Origin of the sequence: Microbacterium binotii (genome assembly GCF_021398715.1) — a bacterium.
GTDB classification, from domain to species: domain Bacteria; phylum Actinomycetota; class Actinomycetes; order Actinomycetales; family Microbacteriaceae; genus Microbacterium; species Microbacterium binotii_A.
Genome location: NZ_CP090347.1, coordinates 1,284,217 through 1,309,580, shown reverse-complemented (window position 1 = coordinate 1,309,580; position 25,364 = coordinate 1,284,217). Strand labels below are relative to the sequence as shown.

Annotated in this window: 22 protein-coding genes; 11 read left to right on the top strand and 11 right to left on the bottom strand. The window is 71.3% G+C overall.

What is annotated here, in order from left to right; all coding sequences use genetic code 11:
• Window positions 1-394: 394 nt before the first annotated feature.
• Entirely contained in the window at window positions 395-2,155 is a 1,761-nt protein-coding gene (locus LXM64_RS06570) for an ATP-dependent helicase (protein ID WP_234075127.1), read from the bottom strand.
• Window positions 2,152-3,042, bottom strand: coding sequence for an NAD(+) diphosphatase (nudC, locus tag LXM64_RS06565; protein WP_234075126.1), 891 nt, complete (start codon window positions 3,040-3,042; stop codon window positions 2,152-2,154). Before nudC ends, LXM64_RS06570 begins: the two co-directional genes overlap by 4 nt.
• A 63-nt stretch (window positions 3,043-3,105) precedes the next feature.
• Here nudC and LXM64_RS06560 point away from each other — a divergent pair, with 63 nt between their 5' ends.
• A complete protein-coding gene (locus LXM64_RS06560) occupies window positions 3,106-4,356 on the top strand; it encodes a phosphotransferase (protein WP_234075125.1) in 1,251 nt (416 codons plus the stop codon).
• 18 nt (window positions 4,357-4,374) lie between these two features.
• On the opposite strand, the gene LXM64_RS06555 is transcribed toward LXM64_RS06560, so the two are convergent.
• A complete protein-coding gene (locus LXM64_RS06555) occupies window positions 4,375-7,641 on the bottom strand; it encodes an ATP-dependent DNA helicase (RefSeq protein WP_234075124.1) in 3,267 nt (1,088 codons plus the stop codon).
• Window positions 7,638-10,769 carry an ATP-dependent helicase gene (locus LXM64_RS06550; RefSeq protein WP_234075123.1) on the bottom strand — a complete coding sequence of 1,044 codons (3,132 nt, stop codon included), beginning with the start codon at window positions 10,767-10,769 and terminating at the stop codon, window positions 7,638-7,640. Before LXM64_RS06550 ends, LXM64_RS06555 begins: the two co-directional genes overlap by 4 nt.
• A 149-nt stretch (window positions 10,770-10,918) precedes the next feature.
• Between LXM64_RS06550 and LXM64_RS06545 the strand changes: the two genes are divergently transcribed.
• From LXM64_RS06545 to LXM64_RS06535, 3 genes are read left to right on the top strand one after another with little or no spacing between them, the layout of a single operon-like run.
• Window positions 10,919-11,143, top strand: a complete 225-nt coding sequence (locus LXM64_RS06545; protein ID WP_234075122.1) for a DUF3107 domain-containing protein — start codon at window positions 10,919-10,921, stop codon at window positions 11,141-11,143.
• A 3-nt stretch (window positions 11,144-11,146) separates the two neighbouring features.
• On the top strand, window positions 11,147-11,437 hold the full coding sequence (locus LXM64_RS06540; RefSeq protein WP_234075121.1) for a hypothetical protein: 291 nt from the start codon (window positions 11,147-11,149) through the stop codon (window positions 11,435-11,437).
• 4 nt (window positions 11,438-11,441) lie between these two features.
• Window positions 11,442-11,852: a RidA family protein gene (locus LXM64_RS06535; RefSeq protein ID WP_234075120.1), complete on the top strand. Its 411-nt coding sequence runs from the start codon at window positions 11,442-11,444 to the stop codon at window positions 11,850-11,852.
• Window positions 11,853-11,870: 18 nt separating this feature from the next.
• On the opposite strand, the gene LXM64_RS06530 is transcribed toward LXM64_RS06535, so the two are convergent.
• Entirely contained in the window at window positions 11,871-12,587 is a 717-nt protein-coding gene (locus tag LXM64_RS06530) for a ferritin-like fold-containing protein (protein ID WP_137417391.1), read from the bottom strand.
• Between the two features lie 175 nt (window positions 12,588-12,762).
• Between LXM64_RS06530 and LXM64_RS06525 the strand changes: the two genes are divergently transcribed.
• Window positions 12,763-14,211: a DEAD/DEAH box helicase gene (locus LXM64_RS06525; RefSeq protein WP_234075119.1), complete on the top strand. Its 1,449-nt coding sequence runs from the start codon at window positions 12,763-12,765 to the stop codon at window positions 14,209-14,211.
• A gap of 24 nt (window positions 14,212-14,235) precedes the next feature.
• Here the strand turns inward: LXM64_RS06525 and LXM64_RS06520 are convergent, their stop codons facing one another.
• The gene (locus LXM64_RS06520) at window positions 14,236-15,105 is read right to left on the bottom strand and encodes a PHP domain-containing protein (RefSeq protein ID WP_234075118.1); all 870 of its coding nucleotides are present in this window, start codon (window positions 15,103-15,105) and stop codon (window positions 14,236-14,238) included.
• 78 nt (window positions 15,106-15,183) lie between these two features.
• On the opposite strand from LXM64_RS06520, the gene LXM64_RS06515 reads away from it, so the two are divergent.
• Both LXM64_RS06515 and LXM64_RS06510 read left to right on the top strand, forming a co-directional pair.
• Window positions 15,184-16,194, top strand: coding sequence for an endonuclease/exonuclease/phosphatase family protein (locus tag LXM64_RS06515; protein ID WP_234075117.1), 1,011 nt, complete (start codon window positions 15,184-15,186; stop codon window positions 16,192-16,194).
• A gap of 33 nt (window positions 16,195-16,227) precedes the next feature.
• Window positions 16,228-17,637, top strand: coding sequence for an aminopeptidase P family protein (locus tag LXM64_RS06510; protein ID WP_234075116.1), 1,410 nt, complete (start codon window positions 16,228-16,230; stop codon window positions 17,635-17,637).
• Window positions 17,638-17,667: 30 nt separating this feature from the next.
• Here LXM64_RS06510 and LXM64_RS06505 read toward each other — a convergent pair whose 3' ends face one another.
• Window positions 17,668-18,294 (bottom strand): general stress protein, encoded by a 627-nt coding sequence (locus LXM64_RS06505; protein WP_234075115.1) that lies wholly within the window; start codon window positions 18,292-18,294, stop codon window positions 17,668-17,670.
• Between the two features lie 70 nt (window positions 18,295-18,364).
• Here LXM64_RS06505 and LXM64_RS06500 point away from each other — a divergent pair, with 70 nt between their 5' ends.
• From LXM64_RS06500 to LXM64_RS06490, 3 genes are read left to right on the top strand one after another with little or no spacing between them, the layout of a single operon-like run.
• Window positions 18,365-19,615, top strand: a complete 1,251-nt coding sequence (locus tag LXM64_RS06500; protein WP_137417397.1) for a magnesium transporter MgtE N-terminal domain-containing protein — start codon at window positions 18,365-18,367, stop codon at window positions 19,613-19,615.
• On the top strand, window positions 19,615-20,214 hold the full coding sequence (locus LXM64_RS06495; protein WP_137419144.1) for a DUF1003 domain-containing protein: 600 nt from the start codon (window positions 19,615-19,617) through the stop codon (window positions 20,212-20,214). Before LXM64_RS06500 ends, LXM64_RS06495 begins: the two co-directional genes overlap by 1 nt.
• Entirely contained in the window at window positions 20,204-21,355 is a 1,152-nt protein-coding gene (locus LXM64_RS06490) for an Mrp/NBP35 family ATP-binding protein (protein WP_234075114.1), read from the top strand. The genes LXM64_RS06495 and LXM64_RS06490 overlap by 11 nt, the downstream gene beginning before the upstream one ends.
• Before the next feature lie 12 nt (window positions 21,356-21,367).
• On the opposite strand, the gene LXM64_RS06485 is transcribed toward LXM64_RS06490, so the two are convergent.
• Window positions 21,368-21,748: a Sec-independent protein translocase TatB gene (locus LXM64_RS06485; RefSeq protein ID WP_137417398.1), complete on the bottom strand. Its 381-nt coding sequence runs from the start codon at window positions 21,746-21,748 to the stop codon at window positions 21,368-21,370.
• Between the two features lie 71 nt (window positions 21,749-21,819).
• Between LXM64_RS06485 and LXM64_RS06480 the strand changes: the two genes are divergently transcribed.
• On the top strand, window positions 21,820-22,458 hold the full coding sequence (locus LXM64_RS06480) for an O-methyltransferase (RefSeq protein ID WP_137417399.1): 639 nt from the start codon (window positions 21,820-21,822) through the stop codon (window positions 22,456-22,458).
• 57 nt (window positions 22,459-22,515) lie between these two features.
• On the opposite strand, the gene LXM64_RS06475 is transcribed toward LXM64_RS06480, so the two are convergent.
• From LXM64_RS06475 to dapE, 3 genes are all read right to left on the bottom strand, one after another.
• Window positions 22,516-22,686, bottom strand: coding sequence for a DUF3117 domain-containing protein (locus LXM64_RS06475; protein ID WP_137417400.1), 171 nt, complete (start codon window positions 22,684-22,686; stop codon window positions 22,516-22,518).
• A 393-nt stretch (window positions 22,687-23,079) separates the two neighbouring features.
• Window positions 23,080-24,285, bottom strand: a complete 1,206-nt coding sequence (locus LXM64_RS06470; RefSeq protein ID WP_234075113.1) for a hypothetical protein — start codon at window positions 24,283-24,285, stop codon at window positions 23,080-23,082.
• On the bottom strand, window positions 24,270-25,343 hold the full coding sequence (dapE, locus tag LXM64_RS06465) for a succinyl-diaminopimelate desuccinylase (protein ID WP_234075112.1): 1,074 nt from the start codon (window positions 25,341-25,343) through the stop codon (window positions 24,270-24,272). The genes LXM64_RS06470 and dapE overlap by 16 nt, the downstream gene beginning before the upstream one ends.
• Window positions 25,344-25,364: the final 21 nt, after the last annotated feature.

The window sequence follows — 25,364 nt, the reverse complement described above, 5'->3', positions numbered from 1 at the left end:
CGCGCCCGCGTGGGCTTCGAGGTCTCCGACGCCATCGACGGAGCCGTCGCCGTCGCGGTGATCCGACTGCTCGACACCTCGGTGGAGCTCGTCACCGATCCCGACGAGCGCTGCACCGTGGTCATGCTGGAGTCGTTCGTCGCCGACCCGGGACGCTACCGCGGACATCTCCGGGACGAGCGGCCGCATCTGCCGATCACCCTCGCGGGCGATCAGGTGCACGTGGGGCCGCTCGTCACCCCCGGCGACGGACCCTGCCTCGCATGCGATGCCGCGCATCGTCGCGACGAGGATGCCGCGTGGCCGGGCATCGCGGCGCAGCTCATGTCCCAGCCCGCGCCGCCCGTGGCGGCGGCGCTCGTCGGGGAGGCCGTCGCCTACGCCGCGCGTCTGCTCACCGGTCAGCTCCCGGCGTCGGCCGCCCGACGCCGGATGACGTTCGCTGCTTCCTCGCCCCACCGGAGGTCGGTCTGGCCGGTCGTTCATCCAGCGTGCGCGTGCCGATCTCTTGCAGAAAGCGAGACGGCTGCCGTGACTGCCGCGCCGACTGCGATGCCCACGACAGCGACAGCGTACGCGCGGCCCGCGTGATACCGACGTACGCCAGCCGCCGCTCCTCGTCGATCTGCTCGAATCCCTGCGCGTAGGAGATCGGCAGCAGTCCCTCCGAGAGCCCCACCAGGTGCACGTGGTCCCACTCGAGCCCCTTCGCCGCGTGCAGCGTCGCGAGCGTCACCGTCGCCAGCGAGGGCTCGTGCTGGTCTCTCGCCCTGGCCATCAGGTCGTCCGTGAACGCGCGCAGCGTTGTGTCCTCGGGCTGCTCTTCGGCGAGTGCCAGCAGCGCGGCGCGCGCTTCCCACGCGTCGCGCAGAGCCCCGCCGACGGCCGGCGGCTCGTCCGTGTAGCCGCATCCGCGGAGCACGTCGCGAACCGTGTCGCGGAATCCTCCCTGCATCGGGGCCACCGTGGCGGCGCGCAGCGCCATGACCGCCTGGCGCACCTCCGGCAGGTCGAAGAAGCGCTTGCCGCCCATGACGCTGGTGGGAACGCCCGCATCCGCGAGTGCCGTCACGAGCTCCGCCGACTGCGCATGCGCCCGGTACAGGACGGCGATCTCCCGCGGATCCACGCCGTCGTCGAGCTGCGCGCGGATGCGGGCGGCCACACCCGCAGCCTCGTGGGCGTCGTCGTCGAAACGGGTCACCGTGGGCACGGGAGAATCTGCGCCGCGGTCGGTGACCAGCTGCAGCGCGCCGGGACGGCCGCGCATGAGTGCGTTGGCCACCCGAAGCACGGGCTGGTCGCTGCGGTAGTTGTGCTCGAGGGTGAAGCTGCGCGCGTCGGGGTGGTGCCGGGGGAAGTCCAGGAGGTAGTCGGCGCGGGCACCGGCGAAGGAGTAGATGGTCTGGCTCGCATCGCCCACGACGCACAGGTCGCGTCGCTCGCCGAGCCACAGCTCGAGGAGTCGGTTCTGCAGCGGCGACACGTCCTGGAACTCGTCCACCGTGAAGTGGCGGTACTGCTCACGCACCGACTGGGCGACGCGCGGCTCGGCTTCGATCATGCCCGCGCAGGCGAGCAGCACGTCCTCGAAGTCGAGCTGGTGACGCTCGTCCTTCAGCTTCTCGTAGGCGGCGTGCAGATCGCGGATCTGCCCGGTGTCGAGCGTGCCGATCGTGACGGGGCGCGTGCTGCCGATCTCGTCGATCCGGCGCATGGCGACCTTCCGCTGCTCGATGTGGGCGGCGACATCGCGCAGAGTCGCGGTGTCGAGGTGCAGGCGCTGCTGCTCCGCCGCCTGCGCCAGCAGGCGCACCTTGTTGTCGATGATGCGCGGGGCAGGCGTGCCCGCCACCTGCGGCCAGAAGTAGTTCAGCTGGGAGAGGGCGGCGGCGTGGAAGGTGCGCGCGGCGACGCCCACGATCCCGAGCGCGCGCAGGCGCCCTCGCATCTCGCCCGCCGCCTTCGCCGTGAAGGTCAGAGCCATCACCCGGCCCGGTGAGTACGTTCCACTGTCGACGCCGTAGGCGATGCGCCGCGTGATGACGCGGGTCTTGCCCGTGCCCGCTCCGGCCAGCACCCGCACCGGGCCCCGCACCGCCATCACCGCGGCGTGCTGCTGCTCGTCGAGACCGGCCAGGATGTCGACGCTCATGCGCGCTCCTCGTACCAGTCGCGGATCAGCCGCCAGGAGATGGATGCGGAGCCGGGCAGCACGACCTCTCCCCTGCCCTCGAGCGCCGCGCCGATCTCCTCGCGCGTGAACCAGCGCACCTCGACGATCTCGTCGCCGTCGGGGCGCGCCGCGGCGGCGACTCGCGCCGCGGCGTGGAAGCCGAGCATCAACGACCGCGGATAAGGCCAGGCCTGGGATCCGCGATACCGCACCCCGACGAGCTCCACCCCGGCCTCCTCCGCGACCTCGCGGGCCACCGCGTCCTCCAGCGACTCGCCCGCTTCGGCGAAGCCGGCGAAGCAGGAGTACCTTCCCGCAGGCCAGGCGGCGTTGCTGCCCAGAAGCAACCGATCCGGGTCGTCGGCGTCGTGCACCGCCACGATGATCGCGGGGTCCGTACGCGGGAAGTGCTCTCGCCCGCAGTGCGGGCAGTGTCGGGCCCAGCCCGCCTGCCGCAGATCGGTGCGTGTACCGCAGAACGGGCAGTACCCCTGCTCGCGCAGCCAGCTGCCCAGTGCGACGGCGGTCGTCGCCGCATCCGATTCCACTTCCGGGAGCAGGCCGCCGATCTCCCGCAATCGGGCGAACGGCTCGGCCACGGTCTCGGTCACCGCCGCGACAACGCCGCGTCCGTCGACGGTGCGCCCGAGGAAGGCCCACTCGGATGCGGTGACGCCGGCCGCCGGGACCAGGCGCAGACGAGGGTGCTCGGCGCTGCCGGAGATCGACACGAGGTCGCCCGCCACGGCCACGGCGAAGGTCGTCGGGTCGGCACGCAGTCTGTCGACCAGCTCCGGATCCTGCCGCTCGTCCGCGGCGCGCCGGAGCGGGAACAGGGCCTGTGCACCGGTGTCGGAAACGCTCACCGATACCTCCTCGACGGGCGTGGCGACCGGCTCGGGCCGGGGGTGGACGCCTACCCTGAGTGCATGCCACGCTCACCTCTCACTCTAGCCGCGTCGGTGACGGCGGCTCTCCCGGAGGCCGTCGTCGTGAGCGCGGGTCGACTGGGCAGCACGGACGAGGCGGGCACCGCCGCGGCGCTGGTGGATCTCGCCGACGGCCGGCGCGTCGTGGTGCGCGTGGCGGGCGACGACGAAGCGGGGCGAACGGCCCGCGCCGATGCCCGCGTCCTGTCGTCGCTGAGCGCCGGGGTGCGCAGTCTGCTTCCGTTCCAGGCGCCCACGGTGCTCGGCGAGACCTCGATGGGACCGGACCAGGTCATCGTCACGGACTACCTGGCCGGCTACCGCGTCGACGCCGCCGACCTGCCGCCGGGGCCGGGGTTCACCGGACTCGTCGGCCGAGCGATCGCGGCCGTGCACGATCTCCCGATCACGGTGATCCGCGCCGAGGGCTACCCGGTGCGCTCCGCGCAGCAGGTGCGCGCCGACGCACGGCGTCTCGTCGAGCGTGCGGACGACACGAGTCGCCTCGTACCCGAGCTCCGCGAGCGCTGGCTGAGCCTCCTGGACGACGATGCCGCGTGGCGCTACGAGCCCACGGTCGTGCTGGACGGGCTCGACGTGTCTTCCTTCGTCTTCGACGACGTCGACGGCACACCCGAGGTCGTCGCCCTTCTGGACTGGCAGGGCCTGTCCATCGGGGATCCCGCCGTGGATCTGAGGTGGCTGGGATCCGCGCCGGAATCGGTCGAGGGCGTCCACGAGGGGTACGCAGCGGCCTCGCATCGTTCGCCGGACCCCGCTCTGAAGACACGGGCGCGGTTGTTCGCCGAGCTCGAGTTCGCGAAGTGGCTGGTGCACGGCGTCGACCAGGGCGACGAGTTCGTCGTCGAGGACGCCACGAAGCTGCTGACATCGCTCGCCGACGCGACGGCGGGCACCGAACTCATCCGGACCGGTTCCGCCGATGTCGACGATGCCATCGCGCTTCTCGGCCGGTTGCCGGAGACCGAGCCCGCCGGCGGACAGACCTCGATGCAGACCGACGCCTATGACCCGGTCGAGTTGGGCGCGTACCTCGCCGAGGAGGAGGATCGCTCGAGCCCGGCCTCCGCGGAGGGCATGCCGACGCTTCCGGTGGACCTGTCCGAGTGGACGGCCAGACCGCAGCCGGCGCACGAGGACACGGCCGACACCGCGGACGACGACGAGGAGAGCCGCGAAGAGACCGCGCGGGCGTCCCGGGAGGCGTTGCGCCGCTGGACCGAGGGCTGAGCAGGCCGGGACGCCGGCTCAGTCGCGGATGACCAGGTCGTCGGCGACGTAGTAGAGCGCGACGTCGATCTGCTCGACCGGCACGCCGTGCCTGGCGTGATAGGCCTGGCGGTACAGCTCGAGCTGTACGAGACGCTCCCGGCGCTCGGACTCCGAGCGCGGAGCACGACCGGTCTTCCAGTCGACGATCTCGATGCGATCGCCCCTGCGGTAGACGGCGTCCAGCTTGCACACCACGACATGGGGCCGGTCGTCGATGCCGATGTAGCGGAAGTCGATCTCCGTCTCGACCTCGATCGGCTGCAGCATCGCCCATTCGCTCGCCTCGAAGATCTCGACGAGACGCTCGAAGTCCGCGTCGTCGCCGCTCTGCTCGACCTCGGCCGACCACAGCGGGTCGTCGAGCGAGACGGAGGCACTCACCCCGGAACGACGCTCCACCCACGCGTGGAACCGCGTGCCGAGCGAGGTCTGTCGATAGGGCCGCTCCGGCATGGGGCGCTCGAGCGCCGCGACGGCGGCGTCGTAATCGGTGACGAAGTCCTTGTACGCGGATGCCGGGATGCGCACCGGGGCGCCGGACCGGGCCGGCCGCAGACGTTCGGTGCGCTCGGCGAGCAGCAGGGCGAGCTCGTCGTCCGCATCACCCGGATCCACGCGCGCGGCCTCCACCGCGGCGGCGGCATCGGTGACCCGCGACCTGCGCGACCCCAGGGCGTCGAGCGGCCAGTGCAGCGTGCGAGCCGCATCCGCCAGCGGGTTCTCTCCCGGATCGATGCGGGGATCGTGCTGCTCGAGCGCCTGCGCGATCTCGATCGTGAACCGGCTCAGCTCCCGTGGCTTCGTCGTTCCCGCCCAGGGCGATCCGCTCAGCAGCAGGTGGTCGCGGGCACGCGTGACGGCCACGTACGCGAGACGCCGATCCTCTTCGAGTGCGCGGTCCCGGTGGGCGTCGACGAACGCCGTGCGGCGATCACGCAACTGCTGCTGACTCTCGGCACCCTGCCACGGATACCGCGGCAGCCACGCGGAGTCCCCCCGGAAGACGTAGGGCAGGACCCCCGCGCCGAGCCAGCCCCGCGTCTCCTTCGGCGTGGACGGCAGCTCGCCCTCGACGAGCCGGACGACGGCGACCGCATCCCACTCCAGCCCCTTCGAGCCGTGGATGGTCAGCAGCTGCACCACGTCCGACTCCGGTGGATCGGTCCTCGGCGCCAGGTCGTCGCTGCGCTCAGCGTGCTCGAGCCAGGCCAGCAGGCTCGTCAGAGAGCCGTGTTCGTCGGCGGCGAGGAATGCGTTGACCTCGTCGACGAACGCCCGCACCTGGGCGGCAGCCGTGCGCGCCGGCCCGCGGCTCTCGTTGGCGGCGAGTTCGATGTCCAGCCGCAGCTCCACCTCGATCGCCCGCACAAGCTCCGTCAGGGGCAGGGTCGCTGCCACCTGCCGGAGCCCGGCGAATACCGCCGCCGCCTCCCGTAGTCGATCCCGCGCGGCAGGGGTGAACGTCTGGAACCAGGCGTGGTCTGGGCGGAGCCTCGCGAACAGATCGAGGGCGTCGATGAGCGACCCGGTCTCGCTGCGCGCGCTCTGACGCAGCCGCGCCAGTAGGTCCGGCTCGCTCTCGCCGCCGGCCTGCGCACGCACCTGGCGCTGGGCGAGATCGTTCAGCGCGGCCAGATCCGCCAGCCCGATCGCCCATCGCGGACCGCTCAGCAGACGAATGAGGGCGGAGCCCTGCGTAGGATCGCTGACGACGCGCAGGGCGCTGACGATGTCGACGATCTCGGGCGTGCTCAGCAGTCCGCCGAGGCCGAGAACGCGATGCGGGATGCCGTGACGTGCCAGCGCCTCGGCGAATCGCGGCATGTGCTTCTTGGCACGGAAGAGCACGGCGCCCGTCGTCGAGCGCCCCTCGGCACCGCGCGCGCGGATGACCTCGGCGAACCAGCGCGCGACCGCATCCGCCTCGCTCTCGAGGTCGGGCTCCGTCACGATCTCGACCCGCCCGTCGTCGGCGCCGGGTCTCGCGCGCAGGGTGCCCACCGCGACGGCGCTGCGTTCGGCGAGCGGCGCCAGCACGGCGGTGGCCGCGCGGAGCACTGCCGGAGCGTTTCGCCAGCTCGTGAGCAGGTCGAATCGAGCGCACGTGTCGCGGGCCGAGAATGCCGCGGCGAAACCCGCCAGGTTGCCGGCGCTCGCACCACGCCATCCGTAGATCGCCTGGTGAGGGTCTCCGACCGCCATCACCGCAGAATCCGCGAACAGGGTCGAGAGCAGCAGACTCTGCACCACCGAGGTGTCCTGATACTCGTCCAACAGCACCACGCGGTACTGGTCGCGCAGCTCTTCGACCAGTCGCGGATCGCCTCGCACGATCTCGTAGGCCCCGGCCACCTGATCCGCGAAGTCGATCACCCCGGTCCGGCGCTTGTTCTGGTCGTACTCACGGGCGAGGCGTGCGTAGAGCGAGAGCTTGCCGACCGCGGCGACGTCGTCCAGCACGTCCTTGTAGACCGTGGTGCGCGCGTTCTCCGACGGGACGTCGACGACGCGCGCGAACGTCTCGGGGAATCGCTCGAGGTCGTCGAGATCGACGAGGTTGTCGACGGCGTCGCGCGCGATGCGCAGCGCACGATCGACGAGGGTCCGCAGCGACTCCTCCGTCGCCTCGAGCTCCGGGTCGTCCGAGGCGAGCACCGTGCGGCGCATCAGCAGCCAGGCGGCGGACTCGGACAGCACGACGGCTTCCGCGTCGCGCCCGATGCGGGCCGCGTGTTCGCGGACGATGCCGTCGGCGAAGCTGTTGTACGTCGAGACCGTCGGCCGGTCGAGCAGATCGTCTGCGTCGTCGGCGGGCACCGCGTCGACGACGCGCTCCTCGGCGAGACGATCCAGAAGCCTGCGTCGATCGTCGTCGGATCCGCCCGAACGCTCGATCTCACCGAAACCCGCCAACTCGCCGCGACGGTGGAGATCCTCGAGGCTGCCGAGAAGTCCGCGCCGCTCGAACTCCGCGAGACGCGCCAGGCGACGCTGGATGCGCTCAGCGAGCTCTCCCGCCGCTTTGCGGGTGAAAGTGAGCCCCAGGATCTGGTCGCGGCGGACGAGACCGTTCGCCACGAGCCACACGACGCGGCCGGCCATCGTCTCGGTCTTGCCGCTGCCGGCTCCCGCGACCACGAGCGCCGGTTCGAGATCGGACTCGATCACCGCCGACTGCTCGGCCGTGGGCGGGAACTGCCCGAGCGCGGCGGCGATCGCCGCCGCGCTGATCAGCCCGGTCACGGAGCACTCACCGGTGCGACCGTGTGGATGCGGCACACGCCGTGCGAGAAGTCGTCGCGGCAGTGCGTCTCATAGTGCGCCTCGAAGGAGCGCGCACCCATCACGGTCGCCGCCGCGTTCAGTCGGCCGAGGAAGGCGGCACGCGCCGCATCGTCGAGGGGAGGCTGCGTGGGCGTCGCGAAGATCGCACGGGACGACGTGGGCTGCAGAACCAGCAGCTTCGCTCCCGCACTGTCACGCCCCTGCGCGTCGGGCACCATGCCCGCATCCACCGCGACCTGGTAGGCCGCCAGCTGCGCATTCTCGGCCACCTTCGCGTCCGTGCTCGCCACGGATCGCCCGGTCTTGAGATCGACGATCTCCACGCGCCCGTCGGGCAGCAGCTCGACGCGGTCGATGGTTCCCGACAGCACCATGGGCTGCGCCTCGTCACCCGCCGGATGCGGCAGCGACACCTCGAACCTCGACTCGGCTCCCAGCAGTCTCCCGCCGCGCGCCTCGAAGTCCCGGAGGTAGGCCGAGAGCCGCCGGACCAGGTCGCGCGCGCGGTCTCGCTCGACGCGCTCGCGCCACGGAGCATCGAACTCCAGCTCGTCCCAGCGCTCTTCGACCGCTCGCCAGAGAGAGTCCTCGTCCGGTCCTGCGGTCTCCATCGCGTGGTGCAGGAGCGTCCCGAGACCGGCCGTCGTCTCGGTGCGCGCACCGCCGAGGTCCGCGATGACCCAGTCCAGCTGACAGGTCTCCAGCGCTTCCAGTCGGGAGGGCGAGAGTCGCACGGATGTCTCGACGGCGTCGTGCAGCGGCCCGTGGGACGTGGTGGGAGCCATGCCGTACCACTGCGCGGGGGCGGCGCCGGCGACACGCGCATCGGCCAGATGAACGAGCTGCCCGGCCGCGTGCGAGCGGGCCGCGGGCGCGGTCGTCGTGGTCAGGGTCCGCCGGTGGGCTGCCACGAGCCCTCGGAGCGAGAGCGGATGCCGGGTGGGCGCCGGCTGGGCGTCGGGCAGCAGTTCCAGGAGCGGGCTCGGCACGGATGCGTCGTCCGAGACCGCGGTCACCACCACACGGCTGCGCGCGCGAGACAGCGCCCGGGCGAACAGACGCAACTCGTCGTGCAGCACCTCTCGGCGCCGATCACGGGTGCTCGGCGCGTCCGCGCCGATGCGCGCCTCCGCGAGCCGCCATGCCTGCAGCAGGGTGCCGCGCAGACGCGTGTTGGGCCAGACGCCCTCCTGCATGCCGGCGATCACGACCGTGTCGAACTCGGCACCCAGCGCCGCCGCGGGGGTGAGCACCTGCACCCGCTCCCTGCGACTCGGAGGAGCGAAGAGGTCTTCGGCCACGTCGCTGTCGAGGACACCCCGCACGAACACCATCGGGTCACGGGGACCGCCCTCCTCGGCACGCTCGCCGAAGCGTTTGGCGGCTTGGAAGAGCGCCACGACCGCATCCAGGTCGCGGTCGGCCTGCTCGGCGAGCGGACCCGATCCGCGGGCGAGCGTCGACCACGCGGCTTCCAGTCCGCTGCGCGACCACGCGGTCCACAGCAGCTCGTGCGCGGTGGCGCCGCGCCCGAGGCCGTCCCGCAGCTGCGCGAGTGTCACGGCGATCGTCGCGGCACGCGATCCCTCCCGTGTGCCGAGCGCCTCCAGCCGCGCGGGCTCCCGCAACGCCTCTGCGAGCAGGTGAGCGGCGGACCTCGTGCCCGCCACGAGCACCTCGGCCCGACGCAGCGCCGCTCGGAGTCTGCGGAGGTCGACGGGGTCGAATCCCGCGGACAGGAGCGTCTCGGCCGGATCGATCTCCTCGGCCGCCGCGCGGACGACCGTGAGCAGACGCCTGACGCTCCCCCGCGTCCCCAACGGCTCGACGAGACCAGGCGCTCGGGCAGGCACCTCCCGCGCGCCGAGCTCTGCCTCGAGCGCGGCGACCTGCCGCGAGTCGTGGGCGATCACGGCGCAGTCGGCCCACGCCACCCCGTCGCGCAGATGCCTTTCCCGCAGCACACGAGCGATGAGGTCGTGCTCCTCGGGTGCGGAGCGCGCGAGATACACCCGGAGGCTCTCATCGTCTGGTGCCCCCTGCGCCGCCCGCCGGTGGGCGACGACCCCCGCGGCGCCGATCCTGCTCGTGACCCGCCGCACGGCATCCGTCTGCAGAGCGGTGCCGCGGTGGGTTCGCTCGAGGACCGCGGTGCGTCCGAGGGATGCGGCCAGACGCGCGAAGTGCTCGGGACGCGCGCCCCGGAAGGCGCCGGAACCGATGTCGGGATCGCCGAAGGCGGTGACCGCGATCCCTCGCGCGTGCAGCGCCTCCAGCAGCGCGACGGCACCCGGGGTGAGTTCCTGCGCGTCGTCGACCAGGACGGCGCGCAGGCGCCGCACCACGGCAAGCGCCGGGTCCGTCGCCTCGAGCCGGCCGAGCAGCGACACGGCCTCGGCGACGAGTCCCGCCGCATCACGGTGCGAGGAGCGCAGATGGCCGCGGGCATCGTCGTACTCGACGAGGAACGAACTGAGCGCCTCCCAGACCGGCACGCCTTCGGATGCGGCCAGCGCGGCGAGCTCCGGCGGTTCGATGCCCCACGTCGTGCATTCGGCGAGGAACGCCCGCAACTCGCTGCGGAAGGCGCGCGACGAGCGCACCGCGGCGCCGAAACCGTCCGGCCAGCGGGATGCGGCCCCGTCTTGTTCGTCGAGGTCATCGCCGCGCAGCAGATCGTGCACGATCTGGTCGTCGTCCGCTCCCGTGAGAAGACGCGGCGCCGGGCGGTCGCGGCGTACCTCGTGCGCGCGCACGATCTCGAACGCGAGAGAGGCGACCGATCGGGCGGGCGCACCCGAGCGGGCACCCGTCATCGCCAGCGAGAGGCGGTCGCGCAGTGCGGTGGCGCTCTGGCGCGTCGAGGTGAGCACCAACACCTCGTCGGGGTCGAGCCCTCGGGCCGTGAGCTGCGCCACACGCGCGATCAGCAGCGTGGTCTTTCCTGATCCCGGTGCCCCGACGACCACGAGCGACCGGTCCGGCTCCGCGTCCAGCACCGCCCGCTGCGAGGCATCCCAATCGGGCGCCTCGAACACCGGCTCGGCGTCGGCCGCGGCGCTCGCGGAAGCGGAGAGAAGAGCCATCGGCAAAACGGTAACGCGCCCCGGCGACACGAGCCCGAAGCGACGCGTTCGCCCACAGCGTGCACCGCCGGCTGCCGCGCCGGGCGTCGGCATTCTGCGGTGCCGTAGAGTCGGAACGTCCCCCAAGACAGACGAGAGAGGCGACATCCGTGGAGATCCGCATCGGCATCGCGAACACCGGCCGCGAGCTCAACTTCGAGACCGACCAGGCCGCCGACGACGTGAAGAAGTCGCTCGCCGACGCGCTCGGCTCGGGCGCTCCGTTCGTGTCGTTCACCGACACCAAGGGCAACTCGTACATCGTCCCCGCCGCGAGCCTGGCCTACGTCGAGCTCGGCACCGAAGAGGCCCGTCGGGTCGGCTTCGTCGCCTGAGCGATGGAGATCCTGCTCGCGCTGATCTACGGCGCCGCCGTGGGTACCGCAGCGCATTTCGCCCTCCGCGGTCGTGAGCTGCGCGGCGTCGCGCTCGCTCCGATGGTCGGCGCCTTCGTCAGCGGCGCCGCGTGGCTCGCGCTGACGTGGGCCGGCTCGACCACGGCCGAGCCGTGGCTGTGGCTGGCGGCGCTCGTGGCCGCACCGGTCGTCGTCGTCCCCCTTCTCGTGGTCATGGACCGCACCCGTTCGGCGCACGACGCGCGAGAGCGCCAGCGCCTGCACATCGGCTGAACCGATGGGCGCTTCCGCCGTCCGTTTGATCCGCGCGGAGCAGCTGAGCGACGTGGCCGAGTACGCCTACGCGGCCACCGCTCCCGCCGGCACCCGCTTCATCTTCCTGGCGGGAGCATGCCCGCTCGCCGACGACGGTTCCACCGTCGCGATCGGCGATTACGCCGGGCAGGCGTCTCGATGCGTCGAGACGCTCACCGCGGCCCTCGCGGCAGCCGGCGCCGCACTGCGCGACGTCGTCAGCACCCGGGTGCTGGTCGCTTCCGCACGCCAGAGCGACCTCGTCGCGGCGTGGGAGGTCGTCCGGGACGCGTTCGGGGATCACGATGCGCCCAGCACCCTGATGGGCGTGACGGTTCTCGGCTACGACGACCAGCTCGTCGAGATCGAGGCGATCGCCGCCGTCGCGGACTGAGACCGGCCGCGTCGCCCCTCAGGACGACAGGCCGAGCGACTCCATCCGGCGCGCGTGCGCCGCCATGAGCTCGGTGAACACCGGCTCGACCGTCTCCTGCATCGCCGTCGGGTTCTCGGTGCCCTTCAGTGCCGCGCGCGCGATCAGCAGCGTGTCGCCCACGAGCCGGCGTCCCCACAGCGCGAGCAGCGACGGCCACTCCTCGCTCTCGCCGAGGGTGTCGAGCAGGATGTCGACGAGCGCGCTGCGGGCATCGTCCGCCTCCAGCGCGCGGGCGACCCGCAGCCCCGTCTCGCCGTAACTTGCAGAGAGGGCGAGGTAGAAGTCGTCGAGCATGCCCGCCGTCAGATGCACCGAGAGCATCGTCTCCGGCCACCGCACGCCGTGCACCTCGGCACGGAACGCGTCGAGCGGCTCACGGAAGGGCAGCATGAGCGCTGTCGGGTCTTCATCGCGATCCCGGATGACGGCGACGAGCTCCTCGTGCTTCCGCAGTGCGGCGCCCGCTGCGCGCGAGATCGCCTCTTTGCGGGCGAGCTCGGGTGTCAGCGCGATGAGCTCGGTGAGCGTCTCGAAGAAGCCGAGCTGCAGGTAAGCGGCCTGTCCGAGGAAGGTGTCGATGTCGGGTGCGAGCTCGGCGAAGTCGACACGGGTGATGCCGTCGTACTCCCCCCGCGAGCGCAGGCGCAGCGTGCGACCCGCAGGCCTCGGACGACGTCGGAACCAATCCCACACACGACCAGCCTAGAAGGTTCCTCGCCCGCGCGCCGGAGCGCCCGGCGGAGGCGAGGGCGTGCTCCGGTATCCTGGTGGGGTCCCGGCATCGGATCGGGACCTGCGCGCCTGGGGCTGACAAGGGCGCGGACATCCGGCGGCGCTCCCCGCGCCCACAACCAGACAGGTGCATATTGTGACGACCTTCGCCGAGCTCGGCGTCGACCAGGACATCGTCGACGTTCTCGCCGCTCGCGGCATCGCCGACGCGTTCCCCATCCAGGAGCAGACCATTCCGCTCTCCCTGCCCGGGCAGGACATCATCGGCCAGGCCAAGACCGGTACCGGCAAGACCTTCGGCTTCGGCATCCCCGTCGTGCAGCGCCTCGGCGCCTCGCCGGAGCCCGGCGTGAAGGCTCTCATCGTCGTCCCCACCCGCGAACTCGCGGTGCAGGTCTACGAAGACATGGATCTGCTGACCTCGGGCCGCAGCACCAGTGTCGTCGCCATCTACGGCGGCAAAGCCTACGAAGGTCAGATCGACCAGCTGAAGGCCGGCGCGCAGATCGTCGTCGGCACGCCGGGCCGACTCATCGACCTCGCGAACCAGCGCCTGCTCGATCTCTCCCACGCGACCGAGGTCGTGTTGGACGAGGCCGACAAGATGCTCGATCTCGGCTTCCTGCCCGACATCGACAAGATCTTCTCGAAGGTGCCCGCGGTGCGGCACACGCAGTTGTTCTCGGCCACCATGCCGGGACCGATCGTCGCACTCGCGCGACGCTTCATGTCCAACCCCATCCACATCCGGGCCAACGATCCCGATGAGGGTCTGACGCAGGCGAACATCCGTCACCTGGTCTACCGCGCCCACAGCCTGGACAAGGACGAGATCATCGCCCGCATCCTGCAGGCGGAGGGTCGCGGCAAGACCGTCGTGTTCACACGCACGAAGCGCGCGGCGCAGCGACTGGTCGACGAGCTCAACGACCGCGGCTTCAACGCCGGCGCTGTCCACGGCGACATGAGCCAGGAGTCGCGCGAGCGGTCCATGGCCGCCTTCAAGGCCGGCAAGAAGGACGTCCTCATCGCGACGGATGTCGCCGCGCGCGGCATCGACGTCGACGACGTGACCCACGTGATCAACCACACGATCCCGGACGACGAGAAGACGTACCTGCACCGCGCCGGCCGCACCGGCCGCGCGGGCCGCACCGGCATCGCGGTGACCTTCGTCGACTGGGAGGACCTGCACAAGTGGGCCCTCATCAACCGTGCACTCGAGTTCGGACAGCCCGAGCCCGTCGAGACCTACTCGTCGAGCCCGCACCTGTTCGCGGACCTCGACATCCCCGAGGGCACCAAGGGGCGCCTGCGCAAGGCCCCCGCCACGGCCACCGTCACGACCGTATCCGGTGACGCGCCCGCCGCAGACGGTGCGCCGCGCAAGCGCCGCCGCCGTCGCACGGGAGCGAGTTCGGACGCGGCCGCCGCGCCCGCCGCATCCGGATCCGAGGCACCGCGCACGGATGGCGGAGGCACGCACGACGGCGGCGGCGCCGAGCACCACGACGGAAAGCCCGCGGCACGACGTCGCCGGCGTCGGCGCGGTCCTCGCCCCGACGCATCGACCCCCTCGGCCTGAGACCGCGCGGCGCGCCGGTCCCCCTCAGGGGTGGATCGGCGCGCTGCCGCTTGCGCGCGCGATGATGCGGGCGAGCATCTCGGCCGACGTGGTGTTCTCGCCCGGCCGATTCGGCTTGCCCGCGCCGTGATAGTCGCTCGAACCCGTGACGATGAGGCCGTTCTCCGCCGCGACCCGGCGCAGGACGGCCTTGCCGTCCGCCGTGTTCTCGCGGTGCTCGATCTCGAAGCCGCCCAGTCCGTGGGCGATGAGCTCGTCGATGACCGGCATCGGAAGCATCCGGTCGCGACCATGAGGCGTCGGGTGGGCGATGATCGGCACGCCGCCCGCGGCGACCACGAGATCGACGGCGGTGAGCGGATCGGGCGCGTAGTGCGGTTCGTAGTAGCCCTCGCGTGGGTGGAGCACGCCGTCGAACGCGGCACTGCGGTCGGCGACGATGCCACGCGCGACGAGGGCATCCGCAATATGCGGGCGCCCCACCGTCGCGTCGGCACCGGTCTGGGCGAGCACGTCCGCCCAGGTGAGGTCGTAGTCGCGCGCGAGGCTGGCGACGATGCGCTCCGCGCGGCCGACGCGGTCGTCCCGGATGCGGGCGAGCTCGGCGGTCAGGTCCGTGTCCGTGGGGTCGAACAGGTAGGCGAGGACGTGGACGCTGCGCCAGCCCTGACGCGCACTCATCTCCATCCCCGGCAGGAACGTCATGCCCAGGCGCACGGCTTCTTCGGCCGCCTCGTCCCAGCCCGCGGTCGTGTCGTGGTCGGTGAGCGACACCGTGGCCAGTCCCGCCGCACGCGCCTGTCGCATGACCTCGGCGGGGGACTCCGTGCCGTCCGAGCGGGTGGAGTGCAGATGGAGGTCGGCGGGCGTCGATACGCGGCCGTCAGCACTCATCCCCCGAGCGTACCGCGCACCCGGAGGGCGCCCTGCTGCGTGCGGCCGACGCTCAGGTCGGCTGCCTAGGCTCGGAGGGTGTCACGTCTGCTGGGAATCCTGCTGAGCCTGCTCTGCGCGATCGCGGCCGCCGTGCTCACCTGGCCGGAGTTCTTCCGCCTCTCGCGGACCTTCCCGCTGACCCAGATCGTATCGTTCCGCTCGCTCGTCGCGCTGGCGTTCGCCGCTCTCGCCGTCGTCGCGCTGCTGCTGTCGGTCGCACGCCCGGTGCGCCGCGTCGCACTGCCGATCGCTCTCGTCGCGATCCTCGCCGTCGGAGCCAACGCGACGATCATCGTCTCGCGCGGCACGGGCACCACGGCGCTGCCCGCGAAGACCGAGAACAGCATCCGGGTCATGACCTGGAACACCGCCGGCGATGCCACCTCGCCACAGACGATCGCGCAGACCGCCATCGCCATGGGCGCTGACATCGTCAGCCTTCCCGAGACCACGATCGAGACCGGCGCCGAGGTCGCGGTCGCGATGCGGGATCTCGGCAGTCCCATGTGGGCGCACCACACCGAGTACGGCACCGACGGGTGGGCGGCGGATTCGACGACGCTGCTCATCAGCCCGTCGCTCGGCACCTACTCGGTCATCGCCTCCTCGCAGGAGGGCACCAGCACGGTGCCCAGCGCCGTCGCGATGCCGACCGACGGCGACGGCCCCACGGTCGTCGCCGCCCACGCGGTCGCGCCCCGCGAGGACCAGATGGAGCAGTGGCGCCACGATCTGCAGTGGCTCGCCGACCAGTGTGCGGGCGGGGACGTCATCATGGCGGGCGATTTCAACGCCACCCTCGATCACATGGCCGGCCTCGGGACCGATGGCGGAACACTCGGCGCCTGCCGGGATGCGGCGTCGCAGACGGGCAACGGCTCGGTCGGCACCTGGCCGACCGATCTCCCCGCCCTGGCGGGCGCTCCGATCGACCACGTGCTCGCCACGCCGCAGTGGACCCCCACCGGCTCTGTCGTGCTGAGCGGGATGGATGACGCGGGCAGCGACCATCGGCCGCTCGTCGTGCAGTACGAGCGCACCGGCTGAGCGAGCCGCCGAGGAGGGTGGGAGACTGGAGCCATGTCGGAATCCACGGACACCTCACCCGCGACCACTGAAGAGCCGGTCGTCTCGAACCGCAAGCAGCCCTTCCCTCAGGGATTCCTGTCGACGATCTCGACCGGATGGGCGGAGCGGGCGGAGACGATCGCTCCGCCGCGCATCGAAGCGGCTTACGCCGCCGCACGCCGCGTCGCCCTGTCCGCGCTGTTCCCGGGCTCGCGCCTCGTGGTCCCCGCCGGCGAGCTGAAGCAGCGCAGCAACGACACCGACTACCCGTTCCGTGCGCACTCCGCCTTCGCCCATCTGACCGGATGGGGCGCGGACAGCGAGCCGGGCTCCGTGCTCGTCTTCGAACCCCGCGGCGACGACGGCCACGACGTCATGCTCTACTTCCGCGAGCGCGCCGACCGCACCACGAGCGAGTTCTACGCCGATGCGAATGTCGGCGAGTTCTGGATCGGGCCGCGCCCCTCGCTGGCGCAGGTCGCGGCGGATCTCGCCATCGCGACGGCTCATCTCGACGCGTTCGCCGCGAGCGACGCGGACCGCGTGGTGGACGAGGACGCCGAGCTCAGCCGCATCGTGTCGGAGCTGCGCCTCATCAAGGACGAGCACGAGATCGCCCAGTTGCAGCTGGCGGTGGACGTCACCGGTGCCGGCTTCGACGACATCGTGCGAGAGCTCCCCCGCATCGTCACGCATCCTCGCGGCGAGCGCGTCGTGGAGGGTGTCTTCCACCAGCGGGCTCGCAGCGACGGCAACGGGGAGGGCTACGACACGATCGCGGCGTCCGGCGCCCACGCGTGCTACCTGCACTGGACCCGCAACGACGGCCGCGTCCTCCCGGGAGATCTCATCCTGATCGACGCCGGTGTCGAGGTGGACAGCCTCTACACCGCCGACATCACCCGCACGCTGCCGGTCAACGGGCGCTTCACCGAGGTCCAGCGCCGTGTGTACGAAACGGTGCGCGAGGCGGCCGACGTCGCCTTCGCCGCTGCTCGTCCCGGCGTGAAGTTCCGTGAGATCCACGAGGCGGCCATGTCGGTCATCGCCGCCCGCGTCGCAGAATGGGGCCTCATCCCGGTCACGGCGCAGGAGGCGCTGGACGCCGATCGGGGCGGGCAGCACCGGCGATACATGGTGCACGGCACGAGCCACCACCTCGGCCTCGACGTGCACGACTGCGCGCAGGCGCGCCGTGACATGTACTACGAGGGAGAACTGGCTCCCGGAATGGTGTTCACGATCGAGCCGGGCCTGTACTTCCAGGCCGACGATCTCACCGTCCCCGAGGAGCTGCGCGGCATCGGCGTGCGCATCGAGGACGACATCCTCATGACGGCCGAGGGCCCCGTCAACCTGTCCGCGGGCATCCCCCGCACCGCGGACGAGATCGAGGCGTGGATCGCGCGCCTGTCGAGCTGAGGGACGCGGGCGGGGCCGGATGCGTCGCGCTCAGGCGCGATCCTCGTCCTGCCCCGGCTGCGGCTCTGCCGGCGCGGGCCGCTCCGCCGGAGCGGCCTGCGGCGGCTGCGCGCCCGGCGTGATCCGCTCGCCGTAGCGAGGCGGGGTGTCGAGTCGCTGCGGCGCCGCAGCCGGCCGCGCCGCGGTCGGGGCGGTGCCGAGCGCGGCACGAGCCTTGTGCACGCTGGCCGGCGCGACCTTGACCTCGTAGTGGTCCGCGACGACCTGCATGACGGAGGCGTAATCGCGTCGGCGGCGCACGATCGAGAACATCAGGATGTTCAGCAGCATCCCGAGCGCGATGCCGACCAGCAGCACGCCGAGGAAAGCCTGGATCGGAGCGGCGGGCGAGCCGAGCACGAAGATGAACGAGAAGAGCACACCCAGCATGAGGCCGTTGATCGCGCCCGACCTGGCGGCGGTCGCGTAGCCCAGTCGGCCGGTGATGCGCTCGATGGAGCGCAGGCCCGCGCCCACGATCGCGATCTCCTTGGCCGGCACCTCGGCCGCGATGAGAGCGGACACGGCCTTCTGCGCCCCCTCGTACTGCGTGAACGAGGCGACGGTCTCGCCCGTCTCGGCGGAGCCTTGCGAGAACGGTGCACCCTGGTTGCTCATCGCCCCATCTTCCCACGCCGTGCCGCAACGCTCCCGGCTCGCTCGTCGAGGCCGGGGCTAGGCTGGTCGAGTGAGCACACAGCGGGTTTTCGTCGCGCGTCTGGCCGGATGCGCGGTCTTCGATCCCGCCGGCGACCGCCTCGGACGCGTGCGCGACGTCGTCGTGATCTACCGCCCCGACGATGCTCCCCGCGTCATCGGACTGGTCATCGAGATCCCCGGCAGGCGCCATGTGTTCGTCTCGATCGGGCGCGTCACCTCGATCGACACCGGCCAGGTGATCACGACGGGTCTCATCAACGTGCGCCGTTTCCAGCAGCGCGGCGGCGAGGTGCGGGTTCTGGCGGAGCTCGTGGGTCGCAAGGTGTCGCTGCGCGACGGCTCCGGCCAGGCCGTCATCGAGGACGTCGCGATCGAGCGCAACCGCCTCGGCGAATGGGACGTGTCGCAGCTCTTCCTTCGCAAGCCCAAGACGAGCCCGTCGCCCTTCGCGAAGGGTGCCACGACCTTCGCCTCGTGGCACGACGTCAACGACGGTCAGACGCGCGGCGAAGCGCAGTCCGCCGAGCGGTTGGTCGCCAGTTACGCAGAGCTCAAGGCCGCCGACCTGGCCAACACCCTGCTGGATCTTCCCGAGGACCGTCTCCTCGAGGTCGCGGAGGAGCTTCCCGACGACCGTCTCGCCGACGCTCTGGAAGAGATGCCGGAAGAGGAGCAGGTGCACATCCTCGAGGCCCTGGGCGACGAGCGCGCCGCCGACATCCTCGATGCGATGGAACCCGACGACGCCGCCGACGTGCTCGCTCAGCTGCCGGCCGAGCAGCGCGAGGAGCTGCTCGAGCTCATGGAGCCCGATGAGGCGGAGGACGTGCGCGCCCTCCTGCAGTACGGGCCCGACACCGCGGGTGGACTGATGACACCCGAGCCGATCGTGCTGTCGGCCGACAACACGATCGCCGAGGCGCTCGCGCTCATCCGCCGCCACGAGACCCACCCGGCCCTCGCCGCCGCCGTCTTCGTGACGCTGCCCCCCTACGAGACCCCGACGGGTCGGCTGCTCGGCACGGTGCACTTCCAGCGGATGCTGCGCTATCCCCCGCATGAGCGCCTCGGCGCGCTGCTCGACGATTCGCTCGAGCCCGTGCCCGCCACCGCCTCCGCCGCCGTCGTCGCCCGTCTGCTGGCGACGTACAACCTCGTCTCGGTACCGGTCGTCGACTCCGCTCAACGTCTCGTCGGCGCCGTGAGCGTCGACGACGTGCTCGACTACCTGCTTCCGGAGGACTGGCGCACGGGAGACTCGGAAGGACGGCCGCAATGATGGCTCGGTCCCCTCGCAAAGGGGCGCTGGACGCACCTCGCGGCCGGGGCGGCATGCTGTCGCGCTCACCGCAGCCCTCTCGTGATCGCTTCGGCCGCTTCACCGAGGTCATCGCCCGCGGCATGGGGACGCCGTGGTTCCTGGTGGGCCTGAGTGCGTTCTGTGCCGCCTGGCTCGCCTGGAACACGATCCTGCCGCCGGAGCTGCGTTTCGACTCGTCGGACAACGGATTCACGGCGCTGACGCTCGTGCTGTCGCTGCAGGCGTCCTATGCGGCCCCACTGATCCTGCTCGCACAGAACCGGCAGGACGACCGCGACCGGGTGCAGATCGAGCAGGACCGTCAGCGCGCGGAGCGCAACCTCGCCGACACCGAGTACCTCGCTCGCGAGATCGTCGCGCTGCGGATGGCGCTGACGGACGTCTCGAGCGAGTCGGTCACGCGTGAGGTGTTGCGCGACGAACTGCGGGCGCTTCTGGAGGATCTGCAGGCACACGGCGCCGGCGAGGAGCCGGAGCAGGTGCGGGCCGAGCGCGAGGAGAAGCGCCGTCGGGCCGAACGCCGCGAGAAGGCGGAGCGCGAAGCCCGTGAACTCTGAGACCGACCGCGTCGCCCGGGTGCGGGAAGCGGTCGGCGCCGTCACCGATCCCGAACTGAGACGCAGCCTCGCCGACCTCGACATGCTCCGCGAGGTGACGGATGCCGCCGACGGCGGTGTGCGCGTCGCGGTGGCGCTCACGATCGTCGGCTGTCCCGCGTCCGATCGCATCGAACGCGACGTGCGCGCAGCCGCCGCGCGCGTCGTCGGAGACGCGCCGGTCGAGGTCGCCCTGGGTGTCATGAGCCCCGAGGAGCGGGAGGCGCTCACGACGCGCCTGCGCGGCGGTCGCCAACGAGGCAATCCCTTCACAGCCGAGTCTCTGACGCGGGTGGTCGCGGTCACGAGCGGCAAGGGCGGCGTCGGCAAGTCGACGATCACCGCCAACCTCGCCGTCGCGCTGGCGGCACGCGGGCGACGGGTGGGCATCGTGGATGCCGACGTGCACGGGTTCTCGATCCCGGCCCTGCTCGGACTCGTCGACGCCGACGGCGCGAGTGTGCGACCGACCCGGATCGACGACCTCATCGTCCCGCCGGTCGCCTTCGACGTGAAGGTCGTCTCGATAGGGATGTTCCTGCCCGAAGGCGCCGCCCGCAGCGCCGTCGCGTGGCGCGGTCCCATGCTTCACCGCACGATCCAGCAGTTCCTCACCGAGGTGTACTTCGGCGACCTGGACGTTCTGCTCATCGACATGCCGCCCGGCACGGGCGACATCGCCATCTCGATAGGACAGCTGCTGCCGCACGCAGACGTCCTCGTCGTCACGACGCCGCAGGCGGCGGCCTCCGACGTGGCGGCGCGCAGCGCGCTGGTGGCGAGGCAGACGGGTCAGAGCGTCCTGGGAGTCGTCGAGAACATGACCGCGATGACGCTGCCCGACGGCACGACGTTCGATCTGTTCGGCTCCGGCGGCGGTGATCACATCGCACAGGAGCTCAGCACCGATGCCGAGACGGTCGAGGTCATCGCCCGCGTGCCGCTGAGCCCGGCGTTGCGCCACGGCGGGGATACCGGCGAGCCGGTCGTGCGAAGCGCCCCGGAGGATGCGGCTTCGCTCGCGATCCAGCAGATCGCCGCCCGCATACTCCGATCGGGACGATCGCTCTCCGGTAGACCGCTGCCCGTGACGCCGCGCTGAGCGCGGGAAGCGTCAGGTCGCCTCGTCGTCGAACGGGGGCCGCTCCCCCGACTCCAGATCGAAGCTCTCCGCCGCGCGGGTCGTCGACACGGTCATGGCCGCCGCGGCGCCGGCCGCACGCACGGTCGCCGTGGGCGGATCGTCGAGCAGCGCCTCGCGGATGATGCGTCGCGGGTCGTACTGACGCGGGTCGAGCTTGCGCCAGTCCACCTCGTCGAACTCGGGACCCATCTCGTCCTTCACGCGACTACGCGCACCGCGCAGGAACTCGCGGGAGCGGTTCGTGAACCGCGCGAGGGCCTCCGCGTAGCGGGGCAGACGTTCGGGTCCGATGAGGAAGGCGGCGATCACGGCGATCACCAGCAGCTTCTCGATCGTGAGCCCGAACACCATGCCTTCAGATTACCGCCGCGCCTGACCGCCGCCGCCCACCGGCGCCCGTAGGCTTGCCGAGGAGGAACACCATGGCCGGACACGACGCGAGCGACCGCTTCGCTCGCGAGGCGACCGTCGAACCCGACGCGATCGCCCGCGCACGCACGCACGCCCTCGAACTGGGTGCGGATCCGGTGAGCCCCCCGATCGGTGCGCAGCTCGCACTGCTCGCCCAGGTCTCACGCGCCCTCAACATCGTCGAGATCGGCACGGGTGCGGGTGTGTCAGGGCTGTGGCTCATGCACGGGGCACCGCGGGCCATCCTCACGACCATCGACAAGGAGCCCGAGCACCTGCAGGCCGCCCGTCGAGCGTTCTCGGACGCGCGTATCGCGCCGGCTCGCGCCCGATTCATCACCGGCCGCGCCTCCGACGTCCTGCCGCGTATGAACGAAGCCTCTTACGACATCGTGCTCGTCGACGCGGATGCGGACGGCGTGATCGAATACGTGGAGCACGGCCTGCGTCTCGTGCGTCCGGGCGGGCTCGTGCTCGTGCCCCGCATCCTCGCCGGCGGCGCCGTCGCCGACCCGGTGCGTCGCGATCCCGTGACGACCGCCTACCGGTCGCTCATCCAGGAGACGCAGTCCTCCCCCGCGGTCATCGGCGCGTTGTCGATCGTCGGCGAGGGTCTCCTCCAGCTCACGACGATCGACGAGAACCACTGATACGCCACTGCGGCCGGCCCCGAAGGACCGACCGCAGTGAAGCAGGAAGTGAACAGCTCAGGCGCCGACGACCCCCGCGAGCACGTCGTGCAGTTCCTTGGCCTCGGCGTCGTTGACCGACACCACAAGACGCCCGCCGCCCTCGAGCGGAACACGAACGATGATCAGGCGCCCCTCCTTCACAGCCTCCATCGGCCCGTCTCCGGTTCTCGGCTTCATGGCTGCCATCGTGGCTCCTCTTCGTCAATGGTGAGTTGCCAGTTTATCGTGCGTGAGAGCGCGCCCGACGCTTGTCCTCAGGGGATCTGCCAGAGCGTGTTCCCGACAGCCCGGAGCGCGATACGTCGCGCCACCGCTCTCGCCGCATGTCCCCTATCGAGATGTGCGGAGCCTATGGATAGCCGTGTAGGTGCACACTCCACCACCCAGCAGGCTACCGACGAGACCGGGCACCGCCGACCAGTACACCTCGCCGGCAACGAAGAACGTGACCAGGACGGCCACCCCACACACAACGGCCATCAGTCCGACACAGAGGACGACGGTCCATAGTGCCCTACGAGGCTCGGGCTTGCGTGTCTCGCTCATGTCGCCGAGCATAACGACCGGTCGCCTGCGCACTCAGGGGATCTGCCAGAGCGTGTTCCCGAGCGCGTACATGTTGTAGATCCACCACCACTGCCCGGCCAGCCCGGCGACCAGTACGCCGATGCGCCAGGCCGGACGGCGCCCGACCGCGACGGCGCCCCACAGGGGCGAGAGCGGGACGAGCAGCCGGAAGGTGCTCGACTGCGGGAAGAAGACGGCGAGCAGGTAGAGCAGGTAGCTCGCTGACCACAACCGCACCTCCATCCCGAGTCGGCGCACTCCCGGCGCGAACAGCAGGGCGGCGCCCGCCGCCAGTACGATCGCCGCCAGCAGCGCGAACCCGAGCCACAGCGGCCAGCCCCACAGCCGCGCCCAGAAGGCGGTTCCTGCGAGGAAGCCGTCGAAGGGGAAGAAGTGCGCGGCCGCATCCGGGATCCAGTTGCGTCGCCACGCGAGCTCCGTCGCCAGGTATGCGCCCGGGTCGCCCGTGGCGACCGCCGCGATCACCTGCCACGAGAAGCCCACGACGGTCGCCAGAGCGGCGAGGGCGACCAGGTGCACGATCTCGCGTGCGGGGAGCGGATCCGCGCGCCTGCGCAGCCAGCGCCAGACACCGACGAGCCCGAGCGTGAGAGCGAAGGCGAGGATGCCGGGGCGCGTGAACCCCATGAGAGGGATGAGCAGGTACAGCCACACGTAACGGCGCCGGAGCAGGGCGTCCAGCGCCAGCATCAGCCACAGGAGGAACAGCGCTTCCGCGTACGCGATCTGGAAGAGCGCGGCCAGCGGCCCCGCCACGAAGAAGACGACCGCCCAGGTCGACGTCGAGCGGTCCAGCCGTCGGCGCATCAGGCGATAGAACGCGAGCGCCGCGAAGTAGCCGGCGATGAGCGCGACGAGAGGACCCGCCACGGGCCATCCGCCGACGAAGAGACCCACACCCTGCGACAGCCACGGGTACAGCGGCAGGAAGGCCCACGCGTTCTCGGCGACCTGGCCCGCCTCGGTCAACGGCAGCGGCGAGGGGTACCCGTTGGCGGCGACGACCCAGTACCACTGCGCGTCCCAGCCCATGAGCAGCTTGCCGATGCCGGGATCGACGCCGAACCGGGATGCCGGGGTCGACAGGGCGGAGGCGAGAGTGAAGAAGCCCAGTGTCACGAGACGGGCGGTGACGTAGATCAGACCGATCCGCGCGGCGACCGGCCAGCGGCCGACGCGCGTCAGGTGCTCAGCCACGTGCGCAGTCCGCGCTCGACGTCCTCGATCTGCGCGATCGACACGCGCTCCTGGTCGTGGTGGGCCAGACTCGGGTTCCCCGGGCCGTAGTTCACCGCGGGCACACCCAGCGCCGAGAAGCGCGCCACATCCGTCCAGCCGTACTTCGGATGCGGTTGGGCACCGACCGCGCGCACGAACTCCTGCGCAAGGGGAGCGTCCAGACCGGGCCGGGCGCCCGCGGACGAGTCCGTCAGCTCGACCTCGAAGCCCGCGAGCACCTCGCGCACGTGCGCCTCCGCCTCGGCCACGGACCTGCTCGGCGCGAAGCGGTAGTTGATCTCCACCTCGCAGAGATCGGGGATGACGTTGCCTGCCACGCCACCCGTCACGCGCACGGCGTTGAGACCCTCGCGGTAGGCGAGTCCCTCGACGTCGATCGTCGCCGGCTCGTAAGCGGCGAGGCGGGTGAGGATCGGAGCAGCGGCGTGGATCGCGTTCTCCCCCACCCAGGCGCGAGCGCTGTGGGCCCGGACGCCGTGCGTGCGCGCCACGACGCGCAGCGTCCCGTTGCAGCCTCCCTCGACCTGGCCGTTCGAGGGCTCGCCCAGAATCGCGAAGTCGGCCTCGAAGAGGTCCGGGCGCAGGCTCGCCACACGGCCGAGCCCGTTGAGGGAAGCCTCCACCTCTTCGTGGTCGTACCACATCCAGGTGATGTCGACGCGGGGATCGGTGAGCTCGGCGGCGAGCTTCAGCTGAACCGCGACGCCCGCCTTCATGTCGACCGTGCCACGCCCCCAGAGGGTCGGTTCGCCCTCGTCGTCGATCAGGCGGGTCGGGAGATTGTCGTTCAGGGGAACCGTGTCGATGTGCCCGGCGATCACGACACGCTGCGGTCTGCCGAGACGGGTACGGGCGATGATGGTGTCGCCGTCGCGGAAGACCTCGAGGTGCGGCAGGGGCGCGAGGGCGGCGGCGATGGCGTCCGCCAGCGTCGCCTCATCGCCGGAGACGCTCGGGATGTCGCAGATCGCCTGCGTGAGCTCGACGGCGGACGCGGACAGATCCAGCACGGGCATGAGCTCAGTCTATCGAGGCTC